The sequence below is a fragment of the Embleya sp. NPDC005971 genome, from assembly GCF_040629175.1.
In the GTDB taxonomy this organism is placed as follows: domain Bacteria; phylum Actinomycetota; class Actinomycetes; order Streptomycetales; family Streptomycetaceae; genus Embleya.
This window is the reverse complement of sequence record NZ_JBEXUX010000015.1, coordinates 146356-169344: the sequence shown is the minus strand read 5'-3', so window position 1 is coordinate 169344 and position 22989 is coordinate 146356. Positions and strand designations below refer to the sequence as shown.

The 22989-nt window shown below is 68.7% G+C and carries 21 protein-coding genes, 1 tRNA gene and 1 pseudogene; 10 read left to right on the top strand and 13 right to left on the bottom strand.

Annotation, left to right across the window (positions count from 1 at the left end; genetic code table 11):
* Positions 1–154: 154 nt before the first annotated feature.
* The 5 genes from ABZ374_RS16330 to rpmH all read right to left on the bottom strand — a co-directional run bounded on the left by ABZ374_RS16330 (position 155) and on the right by rpmH (position 2939).
* Complete coding sequence (locus ABZ374_RS16330; RefSeq protein WP_360311353.1) at positions 155–655, bottom strand: R3H domain-containing nucleic acid-binding protein; 501 nt, start codon at positions 653–655, stop codon at positions 155–157.
* A gap of 116 nt (positions 656–771) precedes the next feature.
* The gene (gene yidC, locus ABZ374_RS16325) at positions 772–1938 is read right to left on the bottom strand and encodes a membrane protein insertase YidC (protein WP_360311333.1); all 1167 of its coding nucleotides are present in this window, start codon (positions 1936–1938) and stop codon (positions 772–774) included.
* Between the two features lie 2 nt (positions 1939–1940).
* Positions 1941–2285 (bottom strand): membrane protein insertion efficiency factor YidD, encoded by a 345-nt coding sequence (yidD, locus tag ABZ374_RS16320; RefSeq protein WP_020557146.1) that lies wholly within the window; start codon positions 2283–2285, stop codon positions 1941–1943.
* Positions 2282–2785, bottom strand: a complete 504-nt coding sequence (rnpA, locus tag ABZ374_RS16315; protein ID WP_360311331.1) for a ribonuclease P protein component — start codon at positions 2783–2785, stop codon at positions 2282–2284. Before rnpA ends, yidD begins: the two co-directional genes overlap by 4 nt.
* Positions 2786–2801: 16 nt before the next feature.
* Positions 2802–2939 carry a 50S ribosomal protein L34 gene (gene rpmH, locus ABZ374_RS16310; RefSeq protein WP_010849920.1) on the bottom strand — a complete coding sequence of 46 codons (138 nt, stop codon included), beginning with the start codon at positions 2937–2939 and terminating at the stop codon, positions 2802–2804.
* A 350-nt stretch (positions 2940–3289) separates the two neighbouring features.
* Between rpmH and dnaA the strand changes: the two genes are divergently transcribed.
* The 9 genes and pseudogenes from dnaA to ABZ374_RS16265 all read left to right on the top strand — a co-directional run bounded on the left by dnaA (position 3290) and on the right by ABZ374_RS16265 (position 16202).
* Positions 3290–5287 (top strand): chromosomal replication initiator protein DnaA, encoded by a 1998-nt coding sequence (gene dnaA, locus ABZ374_RS16305; protein ID WP_360311328.1) that lies wholly within the window; start codon positions 3290–3292, stop codon positions 5285–5287.
* An 843-nt stretch (positions 5288–6130) separates the two neighbouring features.
* A complete protein-coding gene (dnaN, locus tag ABZ374_RS16300) occupies positions 6131–7264 on the top strand; it encodes a DNA polymerase III subunit beta (RefSeq protein WP_360311326.1) in 1134 nt (377 codons plus the stop codon).
* A gap of 227 nt (positions 7265–7491) precedes the next feature.
* Positions 7492–8433 (top strand): phosphogluconate dehydrogenase (NAD(+)-dependent, decarboxylating), encoded by a 942-nt coding sequence (gene gnd, locus ABZ374_RS16295; RefSeq protein WP_360311324.1) that lies wholly within the window; start codon positions 7492–7494, stop codon positions 8431–8433.
* A 19-nt stretch (positions 8434–8452) separates the two neighbouring features.
* Positions 8453–9595: a DNA replication/repair protein RecF gene (gene recF / locus ABZ374_RS16290; RefSeq protein WP_360311322.1), complete on the top strand. Its 1143-nt coding sequence runs from the start codon at positions 8453–8455 to the stop codon at positions 9593–9595.
* Positions 9588–10115, top strand: a complete 528-nt coding sequence (locus tag ABZ374_RS16285) for a DciA family protein (RefSeq protein ID WP_360311320.1) — start codon at positions 9588–9590, stop codon at positions 10113–10115. The genes recF and ABZ374_RS16285 overlap by 8 nt, the downstream gene beginning before the upstream one ends.
* Positions 10116–10518: 403 nt before the next feature.
* A complete protein-coding gene (gene gyrB, locus ABZ374_RS16280; RefSeq protein WP_360311318.1) occupies positions 10519–12555 on the top strand; it encodes a DNA topoisomerase (ATP-hydrolyzing) subunit B in 2037 nt (678 codons plus the stop codon).
* Positions 12556–12637: 82 nt separating this feature from the next.
* Positions 12638–15262: a DNA gyrase subunit A gene (gene gyrA / locus ABZ374_RS16275; protein WP_360311316.1), complete on the top strand. Its 2625-nt coding sequence runs from the start codon at positions 12638–12640 to the stop codon at positions 15260–15262.
* A 444-nt stretch (positions 15263–15706) separates the two neighbouring features.
* Positions 15707–16078, top strand: a pseudogene (locus ABZ374_RS16270) (DUF3566 domain-containing protein); the annotation flags it as partial.
* Positions 16079–16128: 50 nt separating this feature from the next.
* A tRNA-Ile gene (locus ABZ374_RS16265) sits at positions 16129–16202 on the top strand.
* A gap of 107 nt (positions 16203–16309) precedes the next feature.
* Here the strand turns inward: ABZ374_RS16265 and ABZ374_RS16260 are convergent.
* From ABZ374_RS16260 to ABZ374_RS16235, 6 genes are all read right to left on the bottom strand, one after another.
* Positions 16310–17071, bottom strand: coding sequence for a class E sortase (locus ABZ374_RS16260; RefSeq protein ID WP_360311314.1), 762 nt, complete (start codon positions 17069–17071; stop codon positions 16310–16312).
* Positions 17072–17136: 65 nt separating this feature from the next.
* Positions 17137–18504, bottom strand: a complete 1368-nt coding sequence (locus ABZ374_RS16255; RefSeq protein WP_360311312.1) for a class E sortase — start codon at positions 18502–18504, stop codon at positions 17137–17139.
* The gene (locus ABZ374_RS16250; RefSeq protein ID WP_360311310.1) at positions 18429–19067 is read right to left on the bottom strand and encodes an aminodeoxychorismate/anthranilate synthase component II; all 639 of its coding nucleotides are present in this window, start codon (positions 19065–19067) and stop codon (positions 18429–18431) included. Before ABZ374_RS16250 ends, ABZ374_RS16255 begins: the two co-directional genes overlap by 76 nt.
* A complete protein-coding gene (locus ABZ374_RS16245) occupies positions 19064–19321 on the bottom strand; it encodes a hypothetical protein (RefSeq protein WP_360311308.1) in 258 nt (85 codons plus the stop codon). Before ABZ374_RS16245 ends, ABZ374_RS16250 begins: the two co-directional genes overlap by 4 nt.
* Before the next feature lie 46 nt (positions 19322–19367).
* On the bottom strand, positions 19368–20075 hold the full coding sequence (locus tag ABZ374_RS16240; RefSeq protein WP_360311306.1) for a class E sortase: 708 nt from the start codon (positions 20073–20075) through the stop codon (positions 19368–19370).
* Positions 20076–20109: 34 nt separating this feature from the next.
* Positions 20110–20859, bottom strand: a complete 750-nt coding sequence (locus tag ABZ374_RS16235) for a DUF881 domain-containing protein (RefSeq protein ID WP_360311351.1) — start codon at positions 20857–20859, stop codon at positions 20110–20112.
* 130 nt (positions 20860–20989) lie between these two features.
* On the opposite strand from ABZ374_RS16235, the gene crgA reads away from it, so the two are divergent.
* Positions 20990–21241, top strand: a complete 252-nt coding sequence (gene crgA, locus ABZ374_RS16230) for a cell division protein CrgA (protein WP_020557121.1) — start codon at positions 20990–20992, stop codon at positions 21239–21241.
* Positions 21242–21457: 216 nt separating this feature from the next.
* Here crgA and ABZ374_RS16225 read toward each other — a convergent pair whose 3' ends face one another.
* Together ABZ374_RS16225 and ABZ374_RS16220 are read right to left on the bottom strand one after the other, a co-directional pair.
* A complete protein-coding gene (locus tag ABZ374_RS16225) occupies positions 21458–22339 on the bottom strand; it encodes a rhomboid family intramembrane serine protease (protein ID WP_360311303.1) in 882 nt (293 codons plus the stop codon).
* A 62-nt stretch (positions 22340–22401) separates the two neighbouring features.
* On the bottom strand, positions 22402–22932 hold the full coding sequence (locus ABZ374_RS16220; protein WP_360311301.1) for a peptidylprolyl isomerase: 531 nt from the start codon (positions 22930–22932) through the stop codon (positions 22402–22404).
* Positions 22933–22989 lie beyond the last annotated feature (57 nt).

Below are 22989 nucleotides of genomic sequence, written 5' to 3'. Positions count from 1 at the left end.
CATCCTGGAACTCGAATACAAGATCAGCGGCACCACCCCGGCCGGCGTCACCGTGTCCGTCCCGGCCGCCGCGGGGGCGAGCGCGCTCGGCGCGGCCCACCCGTGACGGGTGGGGCCGGCGCGACGGTTTGCGGAAACGGATCCGGGGATCCGATCAGGCGGGCAGGACGACGACGCAGCGATTGGGCTCCTCGCCCTCCGACTCGCTGCGCAGTCCGGCCTCCGCGACGGTGTCGTGCACGACCTTGCGCTCGAACGGGGTCATCGGCTTCAGCTTGAGGGACGTACCCGCCGCCTTGACCTCTTCCACCGCCTCGGTCGCGATCTCCGCCAGGTTCGCCCGCTTGGCGGCACGGAAGCCGTCCACGTCGAGCATCAGCCGGCTGCGCTCACCGGTCTCGCGGTGCACGGCCAGCCGGGTCAGCTCCTGGAGGGCTTCCAGGACCTCGCCGTCGCGACCGACGAGCCGCTTGAGGTCGGCGCCGGAGGACGCGCTCTCGTCGCCGGCGATCACCGAGACCGACGCGCGCCCGCCTTCGACGTCCATGTCGATGTCGCCGTCGAGGTCGGCGATGTCGAGCAGGGCCTCCAGGTAGTCCGCGGCGATCTCACCCTCCTGCTCCAGCCGGCTGATCTCCTCCGCGGTGAGCGTGATCCGACGCGAGGCGGCGGGTGAGTCGACGGCGGGGGTCGTGCCTTCCGTCACAGGGGAACTCCTTTGTGGACGAGTGAGCGAGTCGATGGAGGGGGCGGCCGGCCCGTCGAGGGCGGTCACTTCTTCCTCGGGTGCTTCCGGCTCTGGGTCTGCTTGCGCGGGCCGGCGTTACGCGCACCGGAGTGCGGCGTCCGCGCGGTCGAGCCCTTCACCGAGCCGTTCGAGCGCGCGGTGCCGGAGGTGCCGTTGCTCGCCGCCGTACCGCTCTCCGCGGTCTCCGCGTCCTCGCCGACGGCGGTGTCCGCGTCCTCTCGGGCCCGGGCCTTGCGCTGCGACTTGGTGAGCCTGGTCGGCTGCTGGCGCCGGGCGGCCTGGGCCTTGATCTCGGCCTGCTGGGCGTCGTACTCGGCCTGGTCCATCAGCTTCCCGTCGGGAAGCAGCACCTTGCCCTGCTTGCGCGCCTTCTCCGACAACTTCTCCTGCCGCACCTTGTACGCCGGGCTGCCGGGGGTGGGGTTGCGGTTGATCACGAAGAGCTGCTGACCCATCGTCCACACGTTGGTGGTGAGCCAGTAGACCAGCACGCCGACCGGGAAGTTGATGCCGAAGACCGCGAACATGATCGGGAACGCGTACATCATCAGCTTCTGCTGCTTCGCGAACGGGTTGCCCACGAGCGAAGCAGGGTCGGTGTTCTTCGTCATCAACTGGCGCTGCGTGAAGAACTGCGACCCGGACATCAGCACGATCATCACGATGGTGACGATCCGCACGGTGGTCAGGTCGGCGCCGAGGCTGGCGATCTTCGCCGCCGAGTCGGTGAACTTGGCGGCGATGGGGGCGCCGAAGATGTGCGCCTGCTGGGCGCTGTTCACCAGGTCGCGGTCGATCACGCCGACCGTGCGGTTCTGCGAGACCCGCTGCAGCACGTGGAACAGGGCGAAGAAGAACGGCGACTGGACCAGGATCGGAAGACAGCTCGAGAGCGGGTTGGTACCCGTCTCCTTGTAGAGCTTCATCATTTCCTGGGACTGACGCTCACGGTCGTCCTTGTACCGCTTCTGGACCTCCTTGATCCGCGGCTGCAGTGCTTGCAGTCCACGGGTCGCCTTGATCTGCTTCACGAAGAGCGGGATCAGGCAGATCCGGATGACGACCACGAGGCAGACGATGGACAAGCCCCAGGACCAACCGCTGTCCTTGCCGAAGATCGGGCTGAACAACGAGTGGAACTGAACGATGATCCAGGAGACAGCGGTGTATAGGGGGTCAAGAATCCCCACGGTCAAGCTCCTCGGGCGGTGGTGTTCGCACCGGGCGCGGGCTCGGTACGGCCGGTGCTGGACGTCTGCTGCCGCTCGTGCGGCTCCGACTCCGAGCGCGACTTCCGCTCGGGGAGTCGCCACGGTCGGCGTGTGCGCGGCGGCACAGGATCGACACCGCCAGAGTTCCAGGGGTTGCAGCGCAGGATGCGCCACACGGTGAGGTAGGTGCCCTTGAACGCGCCATGAACGGACATCGCCTCATACCCATAATGCGAGCACGACGGGTAGAAGCGACACACCGGCCCCAGCATCGGGCTGATCGTCCACTGATAGACCCGAATGAACCCCATGAACAGGTACTTCACGCCGTCGCTCCCGGCTTGGCCGCGGGCCGTTGCGGGCGGACCGCGACAGGGCGCCCGGCCCGGCCCAGAAGCCGGTCGAACGCTGCGTCCAGATCCCGGGCCAGGTCGGAGTGCTCCGCCTTGGCCGCGGGTGGCAATGCCCGTACCACGACCAGGCTACCTGCCGGAAGCAGGGCCATCCGATCGTGTATGAGGTGGCGAAGCCGACGCTTGACGACGTTACGGACAACTGCGGGGCCGACAGCCTTGCTCACGACGAAACCCGCACGCGGTGGTGGAGCGTGCTCCACCACCGCGTGCGGGTCCTCTGCCACGGATTGGCGCAGGGTGTCCGGCTCGGACGGCTGCGCGGTCGCCGGGGCGCGTTCGGACGTCACGGACCCGCTCGTCTCCTGTCGATGCAGGTGGACGACCAGATTCGGACGGCCGGCTCGACGCCCGCGGCGAACCGCGATCGCGAAGTCCTCGCGCCGCCTCAGCCGGTTATCGGCAGGCAGCACGGAGAGATCCGCGAACTCAGGCGGAAAGCTCCGCGCGGCCCTTGCGGCGGCGGGCAGCAAGGATGGCGCGACCGGCACGGGTGCGCATGCGCAGCCGGAACCCGTGGGTCTTCGCCCGGCGACGGTTGTTCGGCTGGAAGGTGCGCTTGCTCACTCGGGGGCTCCAGGATTTGAATCGTGGGCCGGCAGAAAAGACCGCCGGCCACCACCGTACGTCCGCATCGACATGATCTCGGACATGCGGCAGCGGTCGTCAGACAACTAGACCGGCCCACGGTACGTACCAACAGGCGACGGGGTCAAATGGGGGATCCGGGGCACGTCGCCCACCTGCGAAAACGCAGTCTCGGGCAGGCTGTACACAGCCTGTGGACAACGGGTTGAGCAGGCCGGTGGGCGCCACTACCGTGAACAGGTGGGTCGGACCGGAGCGCTCGCGCCCGGGGTCCGGGACACTGGGAGCCCTCCCGAGACCTGCGTCGATGCAATGAAAGAGCGTGCACTGTGGCTGACATCACCAGCGACCTCGCCGCAGTCTGGGCACGGTTCCTGGAACGACTGGCCACCGACGACTCGGTCACGGCCAAGGACAAGGGATGGCTCCAGCGCACCCAGCCGCTGACCCTCTTCTCCGACACCGCACTGCTCGCGGTGCCGAACGAGTTTGCCAAGGAAGTCCTGGAGACTCGGCTTCGCCAGGTGGTGACGGACGCGCTGAGCCACGGTTTCGGGCGGCCGATCCGGTTCGCGGTCAGTGTCGAGCCCGGTGCGGGCGAGCCGGAACCCGAACGGCACGAGCGTGCACCCCGGCACGACGAGTACAACCCCGGCCCCTACGGTCGCTCCTCCTATGGCGGCGACCGGTACGGCCGCGACGGCTATCCGCAGGAGCCGTACGGCCAGCAGCCGTACCGCCAGGACCGCGATCCGTACGCCGAGCCGCAGTATCAGCAGGACTACCCGCACGACCGCTACGCGCCCGGACCGTATCGGGATCAGCGCGACCCGCGCGACCCGCGCGACCCGCGCGACGCCAGGGACCCCCGTGATCCACGGGACGCGCGTGATGCCCGTGAGCAGCGCGATCTGCGTGATCCCCGGGAACCGCGCGAGTCCCGGGACGCTCGTGATCCGCGCGATCCGCGGGACGCTCGTGACCAATATGGCTACGGGGGAAATGCGAACGGCGTATCCGATCACCCGGGAATCCCGCCTTCCGACGGGACCCTCTTCGCCGATCGCGAGGATCTGTTCGGGCCGCCCGGCTTTTCCACACCGTCCGTCCACAGCTTTGTGGATAATTCGACACATCAATCCGGCGACAGGGACCAGTCTTCGGGTGCCCCGCAGGCTCCACAGCAGGTCCCGCCGCCGCACCAGTCCCCGCCCGTGCCGCCGGTCGACGTGCCCGGCGGGCGACCGCTGCGGCTGGCCCGGCCGGGCACCGGGCGCGAGCACGGTGTGGTGGAACACGAGCCGGCCGCCCGGCTGAATCCCAAGTACCTGTTCGAGACGTTCGTCATCGGCTCCAGCAACCGCTTCGCGCACGCGGCCGCGGTGGCGGTCGCCGAGGCGCCGGCGAAGGCGTACAACCCGCTGTTCATCTACGGCGAGTCGGGGCTGGGCAAGACCCACCTGTTGCACGCGATCGGGCATTACGCGAAGAGCCTGTATCCGGGCACCCGGGTGCGTTACGTGAGCTCGGAGGAGTTCACCAACGAATTCATCAACTCGATCCGTGACGGCAAGGCCGACGGCTTTCGCCGACGTTATCGAGATGTCGATGTGCTGCTCGTGGACGACATCCAGTTCCTGGAGACCAAGGAGCAGACCCAGGAGGAGTTCTTCCACACCTTCAATACGCTGCACAACGCGAACAAGCAGATCGTCATCTCCTCCGACCGGCCGCCCAAGCAGCTCGTCACGCTGGAGGACCGGCTGCGGAACCGGTTCGAGTGGGGGCTGTTGACCGACGTCCAGCCGCCCGAGTTGGAGACCCGGATCGCGATCTTGCGCAAGAAGGCGATCCAGGAGGGGCTCAACGCGCCGCCGGACGTCCTGGAGTACATCGCCAGCAAGATCTCCCGGAACATCCGCGAGCTGGAGGGCGCGCTGATCCGGGTGACCGCGTTCGCCAGTCTGAACCGGCAGCCGGTGGATCTGCAGCTCACCGAGATCGTGCTCAAGGACCTGATCCCGGACAGCGCGGGACCCGAGATCACCGCGACCACGATCATGGCGCACACCGCCGCCTACTTCGGTCTGTCCGTCGAGGACCTGTGCGGCACCTCGCGCAGCCGGGTGCTGGTCACCGCCCGCCAGATCGCGATGTATCTGTGCCGCGAGCTGACCGACCTGTCGCTGCCCAAGATCGGCGCCCAGTTCGGCGGGCGTGACCACACGACGGTGATGCACGCGGACCGCAAGATTCGTTCGTTGATGGCCGAACGGCGCTCGATCTACAACCAGGTGACGGAGTTGACGAACCGCATCAAGAGCTGAATCGGCACCCGCACACCGCTGAGAACCGGCCGGCGTTCCCCTTTGGGGCCGCCGGCCTTCACATGTGCGGTGTGAGCTTGGTCACAACGCCCGAATCGGGGCCGAGTTATCCACCGATCGGCGCCGTCCGGGACATCCACACCGTGGGGATGACGCATCGGTCCCCAAGTTCCCCACAATGACTTCGGGAACCTGGGGAAAAAGCCGGCGAGCCGGCAGGTCAGGTTCCTGTGGTGATGTGGAATGGATTCCTCCACAGACTGTGGATAACTTTTCGGCCGCACACCGTCCACCACCGTGTTGTCTGGTTGTCCACGTCCCGTCCACCGAAATTCGGGGCTTGTCCCCAGGTTGTCCACGGATCTGTCCACAGTCGGGCCGGTTTCACCCCTTACGGTGAATCCCGAGCCGAGTGGCGTCCGCCAGGGGTGGGGACAAGTGGTCCCCGACCTGGGGATTGTCTGGGGACAAGTGCGGGTACGCCTGGGGACGGTCTGTGGAGCCAATTCGGGCATCCACAGACACAGGGGGTTTATCCACGGGTTCACCCACACCTCGAAGTGGACAAAAAACCGGCCCTGACCTGCGCGTATACCGGTTATCCACGGTATCCACACCCCCTACTATTACGACCACACGTAGTTCAAGAGAGATCCACGGAAAACGGTCGGGTCGGGCCGAATCTGTGGACTGCCGGTTTGCCGGGGGCTGCGCGGGCTGTCGGCGCGGTGCGTCAGACTGTGTCCCGGTGGTAGGCCCCGACGGCCCGTCACCGATGCCGAACGAACGAACGGCAGACACACGACAGACAGACGGCCGGTAACGGCAGGAGGCGGTGAACCGGTGAAGTTCCGGGTCGAGCGTGACGTTCTCGCTGATGCGGTGGCGTGGACCGCACGCAGTCTCCCGGCGCGGCCGGCGGTTCCCGTCCTCGCCGGACTGCTCCTGGAAGCGGCGGACCAGCGACTGACGCTGTCCAGCTTCGACTACGAGGTCTCCGCCCGCGGCGGCGTCGAGGCCGAGATCGACGAGCCGGGCCGGGTGCTGGTGTCCGGGCGACTGCTCGCCGACATCTCCAAGAGCCTGCCGAACCGCCCCGTCGAGGTGTCCACCGACGGCGCCAAGGTGACCGTGGTCTGTGGCAGCGCTCGGTTCACCCTGCCCACCCTCCCGGTGGAGGACTACCCGGCGCTGCCGGACATGCCCACCGCCGCAGGGTCCGTCGAGGGCGACGTGTTCGCCGCCGCCGTGGCCCAGGTGGCCATCGCGGCCGGCCGCGACGACACGCTGCCGATGCTGACCGGCGTCCGGGTCGAGATCGAGGGCGACCTGGTCACCCTCGCCGCCACCGACCGATACCGGCTCGCGGTCCGCCAGTTCCACTGGAAGCCCGAGGCCGACGGCCTCTCCTCGGCGGTGGCACTGGTGCCCGCCAAGACCCTCAACGACACCGCCAAGTCGCTGACCCAGGGCGACAGCGTGCAGATCGCGCTGTCCGGGGACAAGATCGGCGAGGGCATGATCGGCTTCGAGGGTGCCGGTCGGCGTACCACCACCCGCCTGCTCGAAGGCGAATTCCCCAAGTACCGCGCGCTGTTCCCGGAGCAGTCGGAGACCGTCGCGACGGTGGAGACCGCGCCGTTCGTGGACGCGGTCAAGCGCGTGTCCCTGGTCGCCGAGCGCAACACCCCGGTGCGGCTGTCCTTCTCCGACGGCCGACTGGTGCTCGAAGCCGGTTCCGGCGACGAGGCGCAGGCCTCCGAGGCGATCGACGCGACGCTGGAGGGCGAGGAGATCTCGATCGCCTTCAACCCGACGTTCCTGCTCGAAGGGCTCAGCGCGATCGGCTCCCCGGTCGCCCAGATCTCCTTCACCACGTCCACGAAGCCGGCCGTGATGACCGGCAAGCCGGACGTCGAGGCCGAGGCCACCGACGAGTACCGCTACCTGATCATGCCGGTGCGCCTCTCCGGTTGATCCGGGCCGCGGCCGAATCGGCTCGCACCCGCGGCCGATCGGGCCGCGGTCGATCCGGCCGAATGGGCACCCGGGTTCGGGCTCATCCACCGTGCATGACCCCGCAGCAGCACGGGCAACCGCTACCCGCGTACCGTCGACGCGGTGAAAAGCCCCCACAAGGGGTGTGGACAGCGGCCTCGGCGGTGCCCCACCCGGCATCGCAGCAGCGAACGAAGGATTTCAGGATGCAGCTCGGACTCGTTGGCCTCGGCAAGATGGGTGGCAACATGCGCGAGCGTCTGCGCCGCGCGGGCCACACGGTGGTGGGCTACGACCGCAACGCGGAGATCGCGGATGTGCACAGCCTCAAGGAACTTGTGGACGCCCTCCCGACACCGCGCGTGGTGTGGGTGATGGTGCCCGCGGGTGCACCGACCCAGGCCACGGTCGACGAGCTCGGCGAACTGTTGTCCCCCGGTGACGTGGTCGTCGACGGCGGCAACTCGCGCTGGACGGACGACATCAAGCACGCCGAGGCGCTGGCCGCGAAGAACATCGGCTTCGTCGACTGCGGTGTCTCCGGCGGCGTTTGGGGTCGGGACAACGGCTATGCGCTGATGTGCGGCGGCGACGCCGCGAACATCGAGAAGGTCCAGCCGATCTTCGACGCGCTCAAGCCCGAGGGCCCGGCCGGTTTCGTGCACGCGGGCAAGGTCGGCGCCGGGCACTTCGCGAAGATGGTGCACAACGGCATCGAGTACGCGCTCATGCAGGCGTACGCCGAGGGCTGGGAACTGCTGGAGGCCGCCGACGTGGTCACCGACGTCCGCGAGGTGTTCCGCAGTTGGCAGGAGGGCACCGTCATCCGCTCGTGGCTGCTGGACCTGGCCGTGCGCGCGATGGACGAGGACGAGCACCTGGAGGGCCTGCGCGGCTACGCGGAGGACTCCGGCGAGGGCCGCTGGACCGTGGAGGCGGCGATCGACCACGCCGTTCCGCTGCCCGCGATCACCGCGTCGCTGTTCGCCCGATTCGCCTCCCGTCAGGACGACTCGCCGCAGATGAAGATGGTCGCCGCGCTGCGCAATCAGTTCGGTGGGCACGCGGTCACCGCCGCGTCGACGCACAAGGGCGCCGACGCCCCGGGCGCCGACGTCTCGCCGCCGAAGGAGGCCGACGCGGGCTGAGCAATCGGCCCGCCCGCCCATGCATGTAGCGCATCTGTCTCTCGTCGACTATCGGTCGTACGCCCGGGTCGAGGTACCCCTCGAACCGGGCGTGACCGCATTCGTGGGACCCAACGGCCAGGGCAAGACCAACCTCGTCGAGGCGATCGGCTATCTGGCCACGCTCGGCAGCCACCGGGTCGCCTCGGACGCGCCCCTGGTCCGACTCGGCGCCGAACGGGCGTACGTACGGGCCAGCATCGTGCGCGAGGACGGCCGCAGCGCGCTGGCCGAGTTGGAGATCAACCCCGGCAAGGCCAACCGGGCCCGGATCAACCGCTCGCCCGCGACCCGGCCGCGCGACCTGCTCGGCCTGCTGCGCACCGTGCTGTTCGCGCCGGAGGACCTGGCCCTGGTCAAGGGCGATCCGGGCGAACGCCGCAGGTTTCTGGACGAGTTGTTGACCGCGCGCACCCCGCGCCTGCTCGGCGTGCGCCAGGACTACGACCGGGTGCTCAAGCAGCGCAACACGCTGCTGCGCACCGCGGCCCTGGCCCGGCGGGCGGGCGGTGGGCGCAGCGGTGCGTTGAGCACGTTGGACGTATGGGACGAGCACCTGGCCGCGGCGGGGGCCGAACTCACCTTCGCCCGGCTCGATCTGGTGGCCGCGCTGCAACCGCTGGTGGACAAGTCCTACGACGCGTTGTCCACAGGCGGTGGACCGATCGTGCTGGACTACCGCAGTTCGATGTCGGAGGATCCGCTGCCCACCGACCGGGCCGGCATCCACGCGGTGCTCACGGCGGCGATCGCCGCCGGTCGGGCGGCCGAGGTCGAGCGCGGTCAGACGCTGGTCGGCCCGCATCGCGACGATCTCGTGTTGCGGCTGGGCCCGTTGCCCGCCAAGGGCTACGCCAGCCACGGCGAGTCCTGGTCGTACGCACTGGCGCTGCGGCTGGGCTCCTACGAACTGCTGCGCGCGGACGGCGGCGAGCCGGTCCTGGTGCTCGACGACGTGTTCGCCGAACTCGACGTCACGCGTCGCGCGCGGCTGGCCGAGATGGTCGCGCACGGCGAGCAGGTGCTGGTCACCGCCGCGGTGGCCGAGGATGTGCCGCCCGCGCTCGCGGGTGCGCGCTACGACGTCGCCGCGGGCGAGGTGCGAAGGGTCGAGGATGAGTGACGAGTCCCACATCGGGCCCGCCGGCGGGCCCGGGCGGGCCGAGCAGCCTCCCGCCGAGCCGACGCGCGGCATCGATCTGGCCCGCGCGGCGCTGACCCAGGCCCGTGCCCAGGCCCGGACCCGGCACGATCTTCGGCAGGACCAGGGTCAGGCCCGTCGTGGCTTGAAACGTAGTGGTTCGGGGCCCGACGACCGCGACCCGCAGCCGTTGCGGCAGATCATGGGACGCCTGGTCACCGAGCGCGGGTGGCAGACTCCCGCGGCGGTGCACGGCGTGCTCCAGCGCTGGCCGGAAATCGTCGGCCCGGCAATGGCGGCCAACTGTCGCCCGGAGCGCTTCGAGGACGGCGAACTGGTGGTTCGCGCCGAGTCCGACAACTACGCGACCCACGTGCGCTGGCTCGCGCCGAAACTGCTCGCCCGCCTCAATCAGGAGCTGGGCGACGGCACCGTCACCTTCATCCGGGTGCTCGGCCCCGCGCAGGAGCGTCGCCGGGGCCAGTGGCGCGCACAGCCGTAGGCGATTTTCGGCCACGACCGGTACCGCTCGAATGCGCCCCCGAATGCGCCCGCGCACGCCCACGTGCCCGCTCGGTCGCGCCGGCGGGGGCGATGTGTCCGGTGTCATACCGGTCTGACACGCTGTTACCGTCCGGGTCGGTCGCACCGCGTGGACAGGCATGAGAGCGATTCGGGACCCCGGGGCAAGTAGGGGGACATGCGACAGGGCACATCAGGGCGCCACACGCGAACCCAGGCCCCTTGGGAACCCATCTTTGTGTCGCCCCGACCGGTAGACTGAAGCAGCAATACCGCTCATGCGGATCCTGTTTCGACTTCCGCGGCTCCGTGCCCGGGGGCGTGTCGGGCCGGCTGCCTGCCGTTCGACACACCCTGCCGATCCTGCTCCCGGGCAGGGAGCCGTGCTGTGCCAGAAAGGGCGCTTCGTGGCCGATTCCGGCAACCCCAAGGAGAATGACGTGGCCGGCTCGCCGGAAACCTCTGCCGCGCTCGACTCGCCGTCGTACGGCGCGAGTGACATCCAGGTCCTGGAGGGCCTCGACGCGGTCCGGAAGCGCCCGGGCATGTACATCGGTTCCACCGGTGAGCGCGGCCTGCACCACCTTGTCTACGAGGTCGTGGACAACTCGGTCGACGAGGCGCTCGCAGGGCACGCGACACACATCGAGGCGACCATTCTCGCCGACGGCGGCGTGCGGGTGGTCGACAACGGGCGTGGCATCCCGGTCGACATGCACCCGGTGGAGAAGAAGCCCGCGGTCGAGGTCGTGCTGACCATCCTGCACGCGGGCGGCAAGTTCGGCGGCGGCGGCTACTCGGTCTCCGGCGGTCTGCACGGCGTCGGCGTCTCGGTGGTCAACGCGCTGTCCTCGCGCCTGGCGGTGGACATCCGCCGCGACGGCTACCGCTGGACGCAGGACTACAAGCTGGGCACGCCGACCGCGCCGCTGGAGCGGCACGAGGCGACCGCCGAGACGGGCACCCAGGTCACCTTCTGGGCCGACGCGGACATCTTCGAGACCACGGTCTACTCGTTCGAGACGCTCTCCCGGCGCTTCCAGGAGATGGCCTTCCTCAACAAGGGCCTGACCATCTCGCTCACCGACGAGCGTCCGGACCACGTGAACGACAAGGGCGAGCAGCTCTCGGTCACGTACCACTACGAGGGCGGCATCGCCGACTTCGTGCGCTACCTCAACTCGCGCAAGGGCGAGCTGGTGCACCCGTCGGTGATCGACATCGAGGCCGAGGACAAGTCCCGGACCATCTCGGTGGAAGTCGCGATGCAGTGGAACTCGCAGTACACCGAGGGTGTGCACAGCTTCGCGAACACCATCCACACGCACGGCGGCGGCACCCACGAAGAGGGCTTCCGATCCGCGCTGACCGCGCTGATCAACCGCTACGCGCGGGAGAAGAAGCTGCTCAAGGAGAAGGACGAGAACCTCGCCGGCGAGGACATCCGCGAGGGTCTGACCGCGATCATCTCGGTCAAGCTCGGCGACCCGCAGTTCGAGGGCCAGACCAAGGACAAGCTGGGCAACACCGAGGCCAAGACCTTCGTGCAGCGGGTCGTGCACGAGCACCTCACCGACTGGCTCGACCGCAACCCGAGTGAGGCCGCGGACATCATCCGCAAGTCGATCCAGGCCGCCACCGCGCGGATGGCCGCCCGCAAGGCGCGCGACCTGACCCGACGCAAGGGCCTGCTGGAGACCGCGTCGCTGCCGGGCAAGCTGAGCGACTGCCAGAGCAACGACCCGTCCAAGTGCGAGATCTTCATCGTCGAGGGCGACTCGGCCGGTGGCTCGGCCAAGTCCGGCCGGGACCCGATGTACCAGGCGATCCTGCCGATTCGCGGCAAGATCCTGAACGTCGAGAAGGCCAGGATCGACAAGATCCTGCAGAACACCGAGGTCCAGGCGCTCATCTCGGCGTTCGGCACCGGTGTGCACGAGGACTTCGACATCGAGAAGCTCCGCTATCACAAGATCATCCTGATGGCGGACGCCGACGTCGACGGCCAGCACATCAACACGCTGCTGCTGACCTTCCTGTTCCGCTTCATGCGGCCGCTGGTCGAGGCCGGGCACGTGTACCTCTCCCGTCCGCCGCTCTACAAGATCAAGTGGAGCCGGGACGACTTCGAGTACGCCTACTCCGACCGCGAGCGCGACGCGCTGCTCGAACTCGGCCGGCAGGCCGGCAAGCGCGCGAAGGACGACTCGATCCAGCGCTTCAAGGGCCTCGGCGAGATGAACGCCGAGGAGCTTCGGGTGACCACCATGGACATCGACCACCGGGTCCTGGGCCAGGTCACGCTCGACGACGCGGCCCAGGCCGACGAGTTGTTCTCGGTGCTCATGGGTGAGGACGTCGAGGCTCGCCGTTCCTTCATCCAGCGAAACGCCAAGGACGTCAGGTTCCTGGACATCTGACCCGCCGGGGGGATCCGCCGCAGCGCGGATGTCCACATCCGAGTCGGCCCCACGCCACACCTCGAAAGGACTTTGACCAGCAATGGCCGAAGAGAACACCCCGGCGCCCGAAGGCGACCCGGCGGACGCGGTGAACAGCACCGGCGGTCTGCGGATCGAGCCCGTCGGGCTCGAAACCGAGATGCAGCGCAGCTACCTCGACTACGCGATGAGCGTGATCGTCTCGCGCGCCCTGCCCGACGTGCGCGACGGTCTCAAGCCGGTGCACCGCCGCGTGCTCTACGCGATGTACGACGGCGGCTACCGGCCCGAGAAGGGCTTCTACAAGTGCGCCCGCGTCGTCGGCGACGTGATGGGCACCTATCACCCGCACGGCGACACCTCGATCTACGACGCGCTGGTCCGGTTGGCCCAGCCGTGGTCGATGCGGATGCCGCTGGTGGACAGCAACGGCAACTTCGGCTCGCCGGGCAACGACCCGGCCGCGGCCATGCGGTACACCGAGTGCAAGCTCAAGTGGCTGTCCATGGAGATGCTCCGGGACATCGACGAGGACACCGTCGATCTCCAGGACAACTACGACGGCCGCAACCAGGAGCCGACGGTCCTGCCGGCCCGTTTCCCGAACCTGCTCGTCAACGGGTCCGCGGGCATCGCGGTCGGCATGGCGACCAACATCCCGCCGCACAACCTGCGCGAGGTCGCCTCCGGCGCGCAGTGGTTCCTGCAGAACCCCGACGTGTCGGCGGAGGAACTCCAGGACGCCCTGATCGAGCGGATCAAGGGCCCGGACTTCCCCAGCGGTGCGCTCGTCGTCGGCCGACGCGGGATCGAGGACGCGTACCGCACCGGCCGCGGCTCGATCACCATGCGTGCGGTGGTCGAGGTCGAGGAGATCCAGAACCGGCAGTGCCTGGTGGTCACCGAACTGCCCTACCAGGTCAACCCGGACAACCTCGCGCAGAAGATCGCCGACCTGGTCAAGGACGGCAAGATCGGCGGCATCGCCGACGTCCGCGACGAGACCTCCTCGCGTACCGGCCAGCGCCTGGTGATCGTGCTCAAGCGCGACGCGGTGGCCAAGGTCGTGCTGAACAACCTGTACAAGCACACCCAGTTGCAGGACACCTTCGGCGCGAACATGCTCGCGCTGGTGGACGGCGTCCCGCGCACGCTCTCGATCGACCTCTTCATCCGCAACTGGGTGGAGCACCAGATCGAGGTGATCGTCCGGCGGACCCGCTTCCGGCTGCGCAAGGCCGAGGAGCGCGCCCACATCCTGCGTGGTCTGCTCAAGGCCCTGGACGCGATCGAGGAGGTCATCGCGCTGATCCGGGCCTCGAACACGGTCGACGAGGCGCGCACCGGCCTGATCGGGCTCCTGGAGATCGACGAGATCCAGGCCAACGCGATCCTGGAGATGCAGCTTCGCCGGCTGGCCGCCCTGGAGCACCGGAAGATCACCGCCGAGCACGACGAGCTGATGGCGAAGATCACCGACTACCAGGCGATCCTGGCCTCGCCGGACCGGCAGCGGCAGATCATCAGTGAGGAACTGGCGGCGATCGTCGACAAGTTCGGCGACGACCGGCGCAGCGCGCTGGTGCCCTTCGACGGTGACATGTCCATCGAGGACCTGATCGCCGAAGAGGACATCGTCATCACCATCACGCGCGGCGGCTACGTCAAGCGCACCCGGACCGACCTGTACCGCTCGCAGAAGCGCGGCGGCAAGGGGGTGCGCGGCGCGCAACTGAAGCAGGACGACATCGTCGACCACTTCTTCGTGACCACCACGCACCACTGGATCCTGTTCTTCACGAACAAGGGCCGGGTCTATCGGGCGAAGGCGTACGAGCTGCCGGACACCGGTCGCGACGCGCGTGGTCAACACGTGGCGAACCTGCTCGCGTTCCAGCCGGACGAGAAGATCGCCCAGGTGCTCGACCTGCGCGACTACGAGGTCGCGCCGTACCTGGTGTTGGCGACCAAGGCCGGTCTGGTGAAGAAGACCGCGCTCAAGGAGTACGACACCAACCGCGCGGCCGGCGTGATCGCGATCAACCTGCGCTCGGACGAGGCCGGTGACGACGACGAGGTGATCGGCGCCGAACTGGTCTCCGCGGACGACGACCTGCTGCTCGTGAGCCGCAAGGCGCAGTCGATCCGGTTCACCGCCACGGACGAGACGCTGCGGCCGATGGGTCGGGCGACATCCGGGGTGAAGGGGATGAGCTTCCGCGAAGGCGACGAACTGTTGTCGATGAACGTGGTGCGTGCGGGCACGTTCGTGTTCACCGCCACCGATGGGGGCTTCGCAAAGCGAACCAGTGTGGACGAGTATCGCGTCCAGGGACGTGGGGGCCTCGGTATCAAGGCCGCCAAGATCGTCGAGGACCGAGGTTCACTCGTCGGGGCACTCGTCGTGGACGACACGGATGAAATCCTCGCCATCACGCTCGGCGGTGGAGTGATCCGCACCCGCGCCGCGGGTGTCCGGCACACCGGACGTGACACGATGGGTGTGCAGCTGATCAACCTGGGTAAGGGCGACGCCGTTGTCGGCATCGCACGTAACGCCGAACCTGAGCCCGAGGCCGAGATCGACCCAGAGGTCGACGGGGCCGAAGCCGGTGCGGCCGATGGCACGCACGAGCCGACCTCCACCGTCGAAGGGGAGGTCGCGCCCGGCGGGCAGGAAGGGTGACGCGTGAGCACAGACCGGAAGTCGGCCGGCGGGAGAGGCGAGCGCGCCGACCGGGGTCGGGCCGGCGGGCGCGCTGACAGCACGAGCCGCAGCGCTGCGACACCGCCCCCCACGGGGCCGGTGCCGCCGAAGCCGGCAGCCCCACCCCCCGTGCACGGAGCTGGGCCCACCGGGGACGCGGCGGCTCGCCCGCCGCGTCCCGCGCCCACTCCGTTCACGTCCCCCTTCCCGCCCGCGGCAGCGGCGGGCGAGGGTACGGAGCGGCCGCCGGCCGCGGTCAACGGCAGCAAGGCCGCCCGCCCGACGGGCGGCGGCACGATGACCTCACCGCGCCCGACCCGGGGCACCCCGGCCGGCGGCGTCCCGTCGACCGCTCACCGAGTGGGGCAGTCCATGGCGCAGCAGGGGCGGACCGGTCCGGAGCCACAGCCCCGACCGATCGCGCGCACCCGCCGGGCCCGGTTGCGGGCGGCGCGGGTGGACCCGTGGTCGGTGATGAAGGTCGGTTTCCTGCTGTCCCTGGCACTGGGCGTGGTGCTGCTGGTCGCGGTGACCGTGCTGTGGCTGGTCCTGGACGGCCTGGGCGTGTTCGCCTCGGTCGGGGACACGGTCAAGGAAGCGACCCAGTCGGAGAACAACAACGGCTTCGACCTCCAACACCTCCTGTCGCTGAAGAACACCCTCTTCTTCAGCGGCGTCGTGGCCATCGTCGACGTGATCCTGGTGACCGCGTTGGCCACGCTCGGAGCGTTCCTCTACAACCTCACCGCGTCGTTCACGGGCGGCATCGAGGTCACGCTGGCCGAGGAGGACTAAGGATTTTGGAGGCGGGCAAGCGGTGCGGTACGCTCTCTGAGCACGCACGCGGGCCTATAGCTCAGACGGTTAGAGCGCTTCCCTGATAAGGAAGAGGCCACAGGTTCAAGTCCTGTTAGGCCCACTTCGCGCACATGGCTCAAGGGCCCTTCCCCGTGGTTCGGGGAAGGGCCCTTGAGCGTTTCCGGGGTCGGGCGGGAGTGGCGTGGGGGATGCGGGCCGAGCCGCCCGTCAGTTGCGGAGGGCGGCCGGCTTGGTGTTGCCCTGTTTGGGGTCGGTGGTGGTGAGTTCGCCCCAGTAGATCATTCGGTTCCGGGAGGTGAACTCCGGATCGCAGGTGGTCAGGGTGATCAGGCGGCGGCCGGCCGGGCCGCCCAGGTCCGGCGGCTGCGCGGTGAGCACCGAGCCGTTGGAGGGCTTGGTGATGAACGGGCCCTTGACGATCGTGTAGGTGAACCACTGGGTCTTGGTCTCGACGACCACCTTGTCGCCCGCCTTGAGCCGGTTCAGGTGGCGAAACGGCTCGCCGTGGCCGTTGCGGTGCCCCGCGAGCCCGAAGTTGCCGGGGCCGCCGGGGCCGATGTAGGGCGGGTAGGTGTAGTGGCCGACGCCCTTGGACAGGGACGCCAGGCTGGATCCCTCGATGATCGGTTGCGCCCAGTCCGAGCCGAGTCGGGGGATCCACAGGATGGCCAGCGTCTCGCCGCGGATGCTGTACGAACCCGGCACCCGCTGGCCGTCCCGGCCGCCGTCGACGCTCACGTCGGTGGGGCCGTCCTGGACGTCGCTGGGCGGTAGCGCCGCAGGCGGCTCGGCGTCCGCCACCGGTGCCTTGGCCCAGTCCTTGCGCAGTTGCTCCACTTCGCTCCGGGCCTCGGCCTGGGCCTCGAAGTTGGTCCAGTAGAGCTGGTGGACACACAACAGCAGACCGATCAGGCCGAGCGTCAGGAGGAGTTCCGCTCCGACGCGAATCGTCTTGCGTACAACGCCCATGGGTCGACAGCTTGGCACAGACAAGCAGTTTGGTCAGGCCCCGGAGACCGGAATGTGATGAGCCGTCACTTGGCGGCGGCGAGCAGCGCGTCCGGCTTCCCCTGCGTCCGGGGTCGTTCCTCCTCCAGATGTCCCCAGACGATCAGCCGGTATGTGGACGCGCCGTCGGGGGTGCACGTGGTGAGGGTGATGTAGCGGCCGGCCTTCTTGTACGGGCCGCGGTCCGGGATCGGGTCGATCACCTCGATGTGCTGCGGCGAGGTCTGCGGCAGGTCGGCGTCGATGGTGTACGTGAAGTACGTCGTGGCGGTCTCCACGACCACCTTGTCGCCGGGCTTGAGCTTGTTGATGTAACGGAACGGCTCACCGTGCCCGTTGCGGTGTGCGGCCACCGCGAAGTTGCCCTGGGCATCCCACGGCATCGCCGTCTGCGGGTCCGTGTAGTGGCCCACCAGGCCGTTGTTGAGCACCTTGGCCCGATCGGTGCCCTCCGCTATCGCCTGCTTCTCCATCCCGATCCTGGGGATGTACAACAGCGCGAACCCCTTGTTCGGGGCCACGAACTGACCGGGATTGCGCGGGTCCACCCCGGTCGGGTCGTTCCAGCTCTGTTGTATGTCGTGCGCCTCGTCGCGGGCCTTCTCCGCCGCCACCACGTTCGTCCACCAGGTCAGGTAGACCACGTACAGGACCAGCAGCACGCCCACCGTCATGGCGAGTTCGCCGACCAGGCGGGCGCTCGCGGTCAGGATCCGCGCACCCGTGGACGGCTTGGCCGCCCGACGTCGGGCGGCCCGACCGGCGCCCTCGGCCACCGCCGGGCTCGCGGGTGGTCGGCCGCCGCCGCGCCCGGGCTTCCCGCGCTGCGCCTTGCGCCGGGCCGCCCGCCCACCGGCCGCAGGCGCGGTCGGGCCGGCGCTCCCGGTCGTCGTACCCGACCGCACGGCCGGGGCGAGCGACGGATCGAACGCCCGCTCGCCCGGTGCCTCGACCGGCGTCTCCGTGTCGGTGCGAAACCACGCGTCCGGCCCGGTCGCGGACTCGGACGCCGGCGGTCGAACGGCGGGCGGCCCCGCCACCGTTCCCGGCGGCAGCGAGAACCGCTGCGTCGTCCCGAGCGGTGGTGTCCCCGTGAACGGCTCCCGGGCCGGAGTCTGCGCCCCGGCCTCGGCCGCCCGGAGCTGCGCGGCCCGCCGGCGCGCCGCGCGACCACCGGGACTCGGCTCGGAAACGGCGGGGAGGGCCGCTGCGGGCGGTTCCGCGAAGCCGGGCTGGACCAACTCGCCCGAGTACGCTCCGGGCGCGTACGGGGCGATCTCGGCCGATCCGTACTCGACCTCGGGTATCGGCGTCTCGGTCAGGCCGGGAGCGGCGTGCGCCCGACGACGGGAGCCAGACCCGCCGACCGGGCCGGCGCCGTCGGGTCCCCGCACCTCACCAGCCAGTTCGCCAGCATCAGGTGGCCGTACTCCGTCAGCACCGACTCCGGGTGGAACTGCACGCCTTCGACCGGTCGGGCGCGGTGCCGCAGGCCCATGATCACGCCGGTCCCGGTCCATGCGGTCACCTCCAGTTCGGCCGGAATCGTGTCCGGATCCACCGCGAGTGAGTGATAGCGCGTCGCGGTGAACGGCGACGGCAGGCCGGCGAAGACGCCCGCCCCCTCATGCACCACAGGGCTGGTCTTGCCGTGCAGGAGCTCGGGTGCCCGGCCAACGGTAGCGCCGTGCGCCGCCGCGATGGACTGCATCCCCAGGCACACGCCGAAGACCGGCACCCGGCCGCCCTCGCGGCGCACCATCTCCATGCAGATCCCGGCATCCTCGGGTGTCCCCGGGCCGGGCGAGAGCAGTACGCCGTCGAACTCCTCGGCCTCTTCGACGGTCACCGCGTCGTTGCGGCGCACCTCGCAGGTCGCGCCGAGCTGGTACAGGTACTGCACGAGGTTGAAGACGAAGCTGTCGTAGTTGTCCACGACGAGAATGCGCGCGCTCATCCGGGCAGCCCTCCCGGCAACGCCGCGGGGGAAGTCGCCCCGCCCGCACCGGTGGGGCGCGGTGCGCCGCCGGGGCCGGTGGTGCTCGTGACGTTCTCCTGATCGACCGTCACATCGCTGAACGGGAGCAGGGGTTCCGCCCACGGGAAGACCCACGTGAACAGCGCGTACACGGTCGCCAACACCAGGAGCAGGGAGATCAACAGCTTCACCCACGCGTTACCCGGCAGAGTGCGCCAGATCCAGCCGTACATCAGGCCCAGGCCCTCTCTCGCTCGCCGCCCGCGCGGCTCGACTCGCTCATCCCTGCAACGCCGCCGGCTTGCCCGCCGCCAACGGTGTACGCGACTCCAGGTGACCCCAGACGATCAACCGGTGCGTGCTGCCGAACTCAGGTTCGCAGGTGGTCAGAGTGATGTATTTCCCGGGAGTCTTGTAGGCCTTCTCCGGGACCGCGTCGAGCACGTGCACGTCCTCGGGGATGGTCTTCAGGACCGCCTTGTCACCGCTGAGGCTGACCGGCTTGTCGATCGTGTAGACGAACCACTCGGAGATGCCCTCGATCACGATCTTGTCGCCCACCTGCAACTTGGGCACGTTCAGGAACGGGTCGCCGTAGGTCTTGCGGTGCCCGGCGATCGCGAAGTTGCCGTCCTCGCCCGCCTGCGCGCTGCCCTTGTACCAGCCCAGGCCCCTCTGCAGCTCCTTGGGCGTGACCCCGGGACGGATCGTCTTGTACCAGTTGCTCCCGAAGCGCGGCACGTACATCGTGCCGAACGGCTCGTCGTCGTGGTACGGAGCCTGCGCCGGCATCTGCGCGACCGGTACGTCCTTGGGCTTGGTCGCCACGATCCGCTTGCGCGCCTCGTCCAGCTTGTGCATCTCGTCGGCCCGCGCCCGATCGGCCAGCACGCCGGTCCAGTAGAGCTGATAGACGACGAACAACAGGATGACGACGCCCAGCGTGATGAAGACCTCCCCGAGGCCCCGCATCGTGGTCCGCAACACTGTCGTCAGACTCCCCTCGGTTCACCGCTGCCGATCACGTCCCGGAGACTTTCGCATACTCCAGGCCAAGGGGCCCCGTATACCCCGGCGCATCCAGGCGCTTCTTGTCCTCGACCTTCCAGCCGAGTCCGAACGCCTCGACGTAGTCGGTGTAGTTGGACACGCTCTTGCTCTGGTCCAACGCGCGTCGCAGGACATTGGTGTCGCCCACCGCCGAAATCACGTACGGCGGCGAGTAGACCCGGCCGTGCAGGATCAGCGTGTTGCCGACACACCGCACGGCGGAGGTGGCCACGATTCGCTGGTCCATGATCTGGATCGCCCGGGCGCCGCCGCTCCACAGCGCGTTCACCACGCCCTGGATGTCCTGCTGGTGCACCACCAGGTCGTCCGCGGTGGGCTCGCGCACCCCGGGCACCCGCGACTTCGCGTCCGGCGGGGCGTCGGTCAGGGTCACCGTGAGGCCCTCCCCGGACACCGGGGTGACCCCGGCCGGATCCGCGACCGCGTCGATGCGACCGCGGGCCTGCGGGTCGTTGGCCTGCTCCTGGACGAGCGAGTCCACGTCCTTTTGCAGCTCGGACAGATCGTGCTGGGCACTCTCGTTGCGCCGACCCTGGTCCCGGATCACATCGGACAGCCGAAGCATTTGCGCGTCGCTGCGCAGATTGGTGCCGTGCGAGGTGTCCGCGCTGATCCAGAACAGCAGTCCGGCCAGGGCGAACACCACAAGAGCGGACAACCGGGGTACGATCGCTCGCCAAGACGTTCCGGTTGGCCGCATGGCGAAGATACGCACGTCGCCGTACCCTCCTTCCGGACCTGACAGCGACTACGCTAACCGACACATCACCGGATCGTGTCGCGTGTGCTGCGCACCCACTCGTCCGGCTACATCGACAGGAGAGACTCTCGTGCCGAAGTCCCGGATCCGTAAGAAGGACGACTTCACCCCGCCGCCGCCCAAGAAGACGACCATAAAGCTGGACTCGCGCCGCTGGGTGGCGCCGTTCATGCTGGCTCTCTTCGCGATCGGCCTGCTGTGGATCGTGGTCTTCTACGTGACCGACATGCGCTTCCCGGTCGAGTCCCTGAAGAACTGGAACATCGTGGTCGGCTTCGGCTTCATCGCCGCCGGCTTCGGCGTGTCCACCCAGTGGAAATAGCGCATCGACGCAGCTCAGCGAGCTTTCCGGGGAAGACTCCACAGAGTTATCCACAGTGGGGATAACCAGGCAGATCCTGTGGATAACCCTTCACGGTCCAACGAGCGACCGGGATGCGGGTAACGGCTCGCATCCCGGATTCATCACCATGGGTCATTAGGATGATTCACTGCGTGATCGCCGCGTGACCACCCCGCGACCGTGCCGGGCGCTCGATCAGAGGATCTGCGCGGTCCGGATCGCCACGATCGCCACGATCACCGCGGACACCGCGAGCAGGCTGCCCACCTGGATCGCCGTGCGATTTCGCTGCGGTGCGTAGACCAGGCCGATCGCGGCCAGGGTGCCGGCGACCAGGCCGCCGATGTGCGCACGCCAGTCGATCGTGCCCATGTTGAGAAACGTGATCATCAGGTTGAGCACGAGCAGGATGGTCAGCGGCCGCAGGTCGTACCGAAGTCGGCGACCGAGCACGATCATCGCGCCGAACAGCCCGAACAGGGCCCCGGAGGCCCCCAGCGAGCCCTGCCGCGGGTCGGCGATCAGATACGACAGCGCGGTGCCGCCGAGCGCGGAGACCAGGTAGAGGGCGATGAACCGGGTCCGGCCGAGCGCGGCCTCCAGCGGAGGGCCCAGCATCCACAGGCCGACCATGTTCAACCCGATGTGCCACACCTGCTGATGCAGGAACGCCGCGGTGAGCAGGCGGTACCACTGGCCCTCGGCGACCCCCTGCCACTCGCCCCCGTCGAAGAACCGGCCGACCAGGATCATCTTGTCGACGAACTTGTCGCCGATCACCAGGACCAGCAGGAAGACCGCGAGGTTGAGCCCGATCAGGGTCTTGGTCACCACCGCGTTCGCGGTCGTGGACGAGATCCGGCCGCCGGCCACGGTGCGCGCCTCACGGACTCGACCGGTGCCCTGGCGGACACAATCCGGGCACTGGAAACCGACCGACGCGCTCACCATGCAATCGCCGCACACCGGCCGCTCGCAGCGGGTGCAGCGAATGTTCGACTCACGGTCGGGATGCCGGTAACACACGGGCGGACCGGCCGGTCCGGTCGCGGCCGGTGGTTGTTCGTCGGGGCTCATGCTCACCTTCAAACACGTGACGCGGGCCGGGACCCGAAGGCCCCGGCCCGCGTGCTCGGGGTTCAGGACGTGACGGTCTCGACCTCGACGGTGTTGATCAGGACATCGGAGGTCGGGCGGTCGCGCATGTCGGTCTCGGTACCGGCGATCGCGTCGACGACCTTGCGGCTCTCCGCGTCGGCGACCTCGCCGAAGATGGTGTGCTTGCGGTTCAGGTGCGGCGTGGCACCCACGGTGACGAAGAACTGGGAGCCGTTGGTGCCCGGTCCCGCGTTCGCCATCGCCAGGAGGTACGGCTTGGAGAACTGCAGATCCGGGTGGAACTCGTCGGCGAAGCGGTAGCCCGGGCCGCCGGTGCCGGTGCCCAGCGGGTCACCGCCCTGGATCATGAAGCCGGAGATGACGCGGTGGAAGACGGTGCCGTCGTACAAGCGATCGGTGGTCTTCTGGCCCTTGCCGGGGTGCACCCACTCGCGCCGGCCCTGGGAGAGCTCCACGAAGTTCGCGACCGTCTTCGGCGCGTGATTCGGGAACAAGCGGATACGGATGTCCCCGTGGTTGGTCTTGATGGTGGCGAAAAGATCCTCGGCCACTGTTGCGCCTTCCCTACGGTTACACGGACGGTGTTCTTGAATCCTCGAAATCCTCGC

What these genes read in the sequence shown, in the direction of transcription:
- ABZ374_RS16285 (WP_360311320.1), top strand. Translation starts at nt 9,588, where the DNA reads ATGAGTGACGAGTCCCACATCGGGCCCGCCGGCGGGCCCGGGCGGGCC.
- ABZ374_RS16245 (WP_360311308.1), bottom strand. Translation starts at nt 19,321, where the DNA reads ATGTACGGCTGGATCTGGCGCACTCTGCCGGGTAACGCGTGGGTGAAG.
- ABZ374_RS16250 (WP_360311310.1), bottom strand. Translation starts at nt 19,067, where the DNA reads ATGAGCGCGCGCATTCTCGTCGTGGACAACTACGACAGCTTCGTCTTC.
- recF (WP_360311322.1), top strand. Translation starts at nt 8,453, where the DNA reads ATGCATGTAGCGCATCTGTCTCTCGTCGACTATCGGTCGTACGCCCGG.
- ABZ374_RS16225 (WP_360311303.1), bottom strand. Translation starts at nt 22,339, where the DNA reads ATGAGCCCCGACGAACAACCACCGGCCGCGACCGGACCGGCCGGTCCG.
- ABZ374_RS16235 (WP_360311351.1), bottom strand. Translation starts at nt 20,859, where the DNA reads ATGCGGCCAACCGGAACGTCTTGGCGAGCGATCGTACCCCGGTTGTCC.
- ABZ374_RS16260 (WP_360311314.1), bottom strand. Translation starts at nt 17,071, where the DNA reads ATGGGCGTTGTACGCAAGACGATTCGCGTCGGAGCGGAACTCCTCCTG.
- gyrA (WP_360311316.1), top strand. Translation starts at nt 12,638, where the DNA reads ATGGCCGAAGAGAACACCCCGGCGCCCGAAGGCGACCCGGCGGACGCG.
- gnd (WP_360311324.1), top strand. Translation starts at nt 7,492, where the DNA reads ATGCAGCTCGGACTCGTTGGCCTCGGCAAGATGGGTGGCAACATGCGC.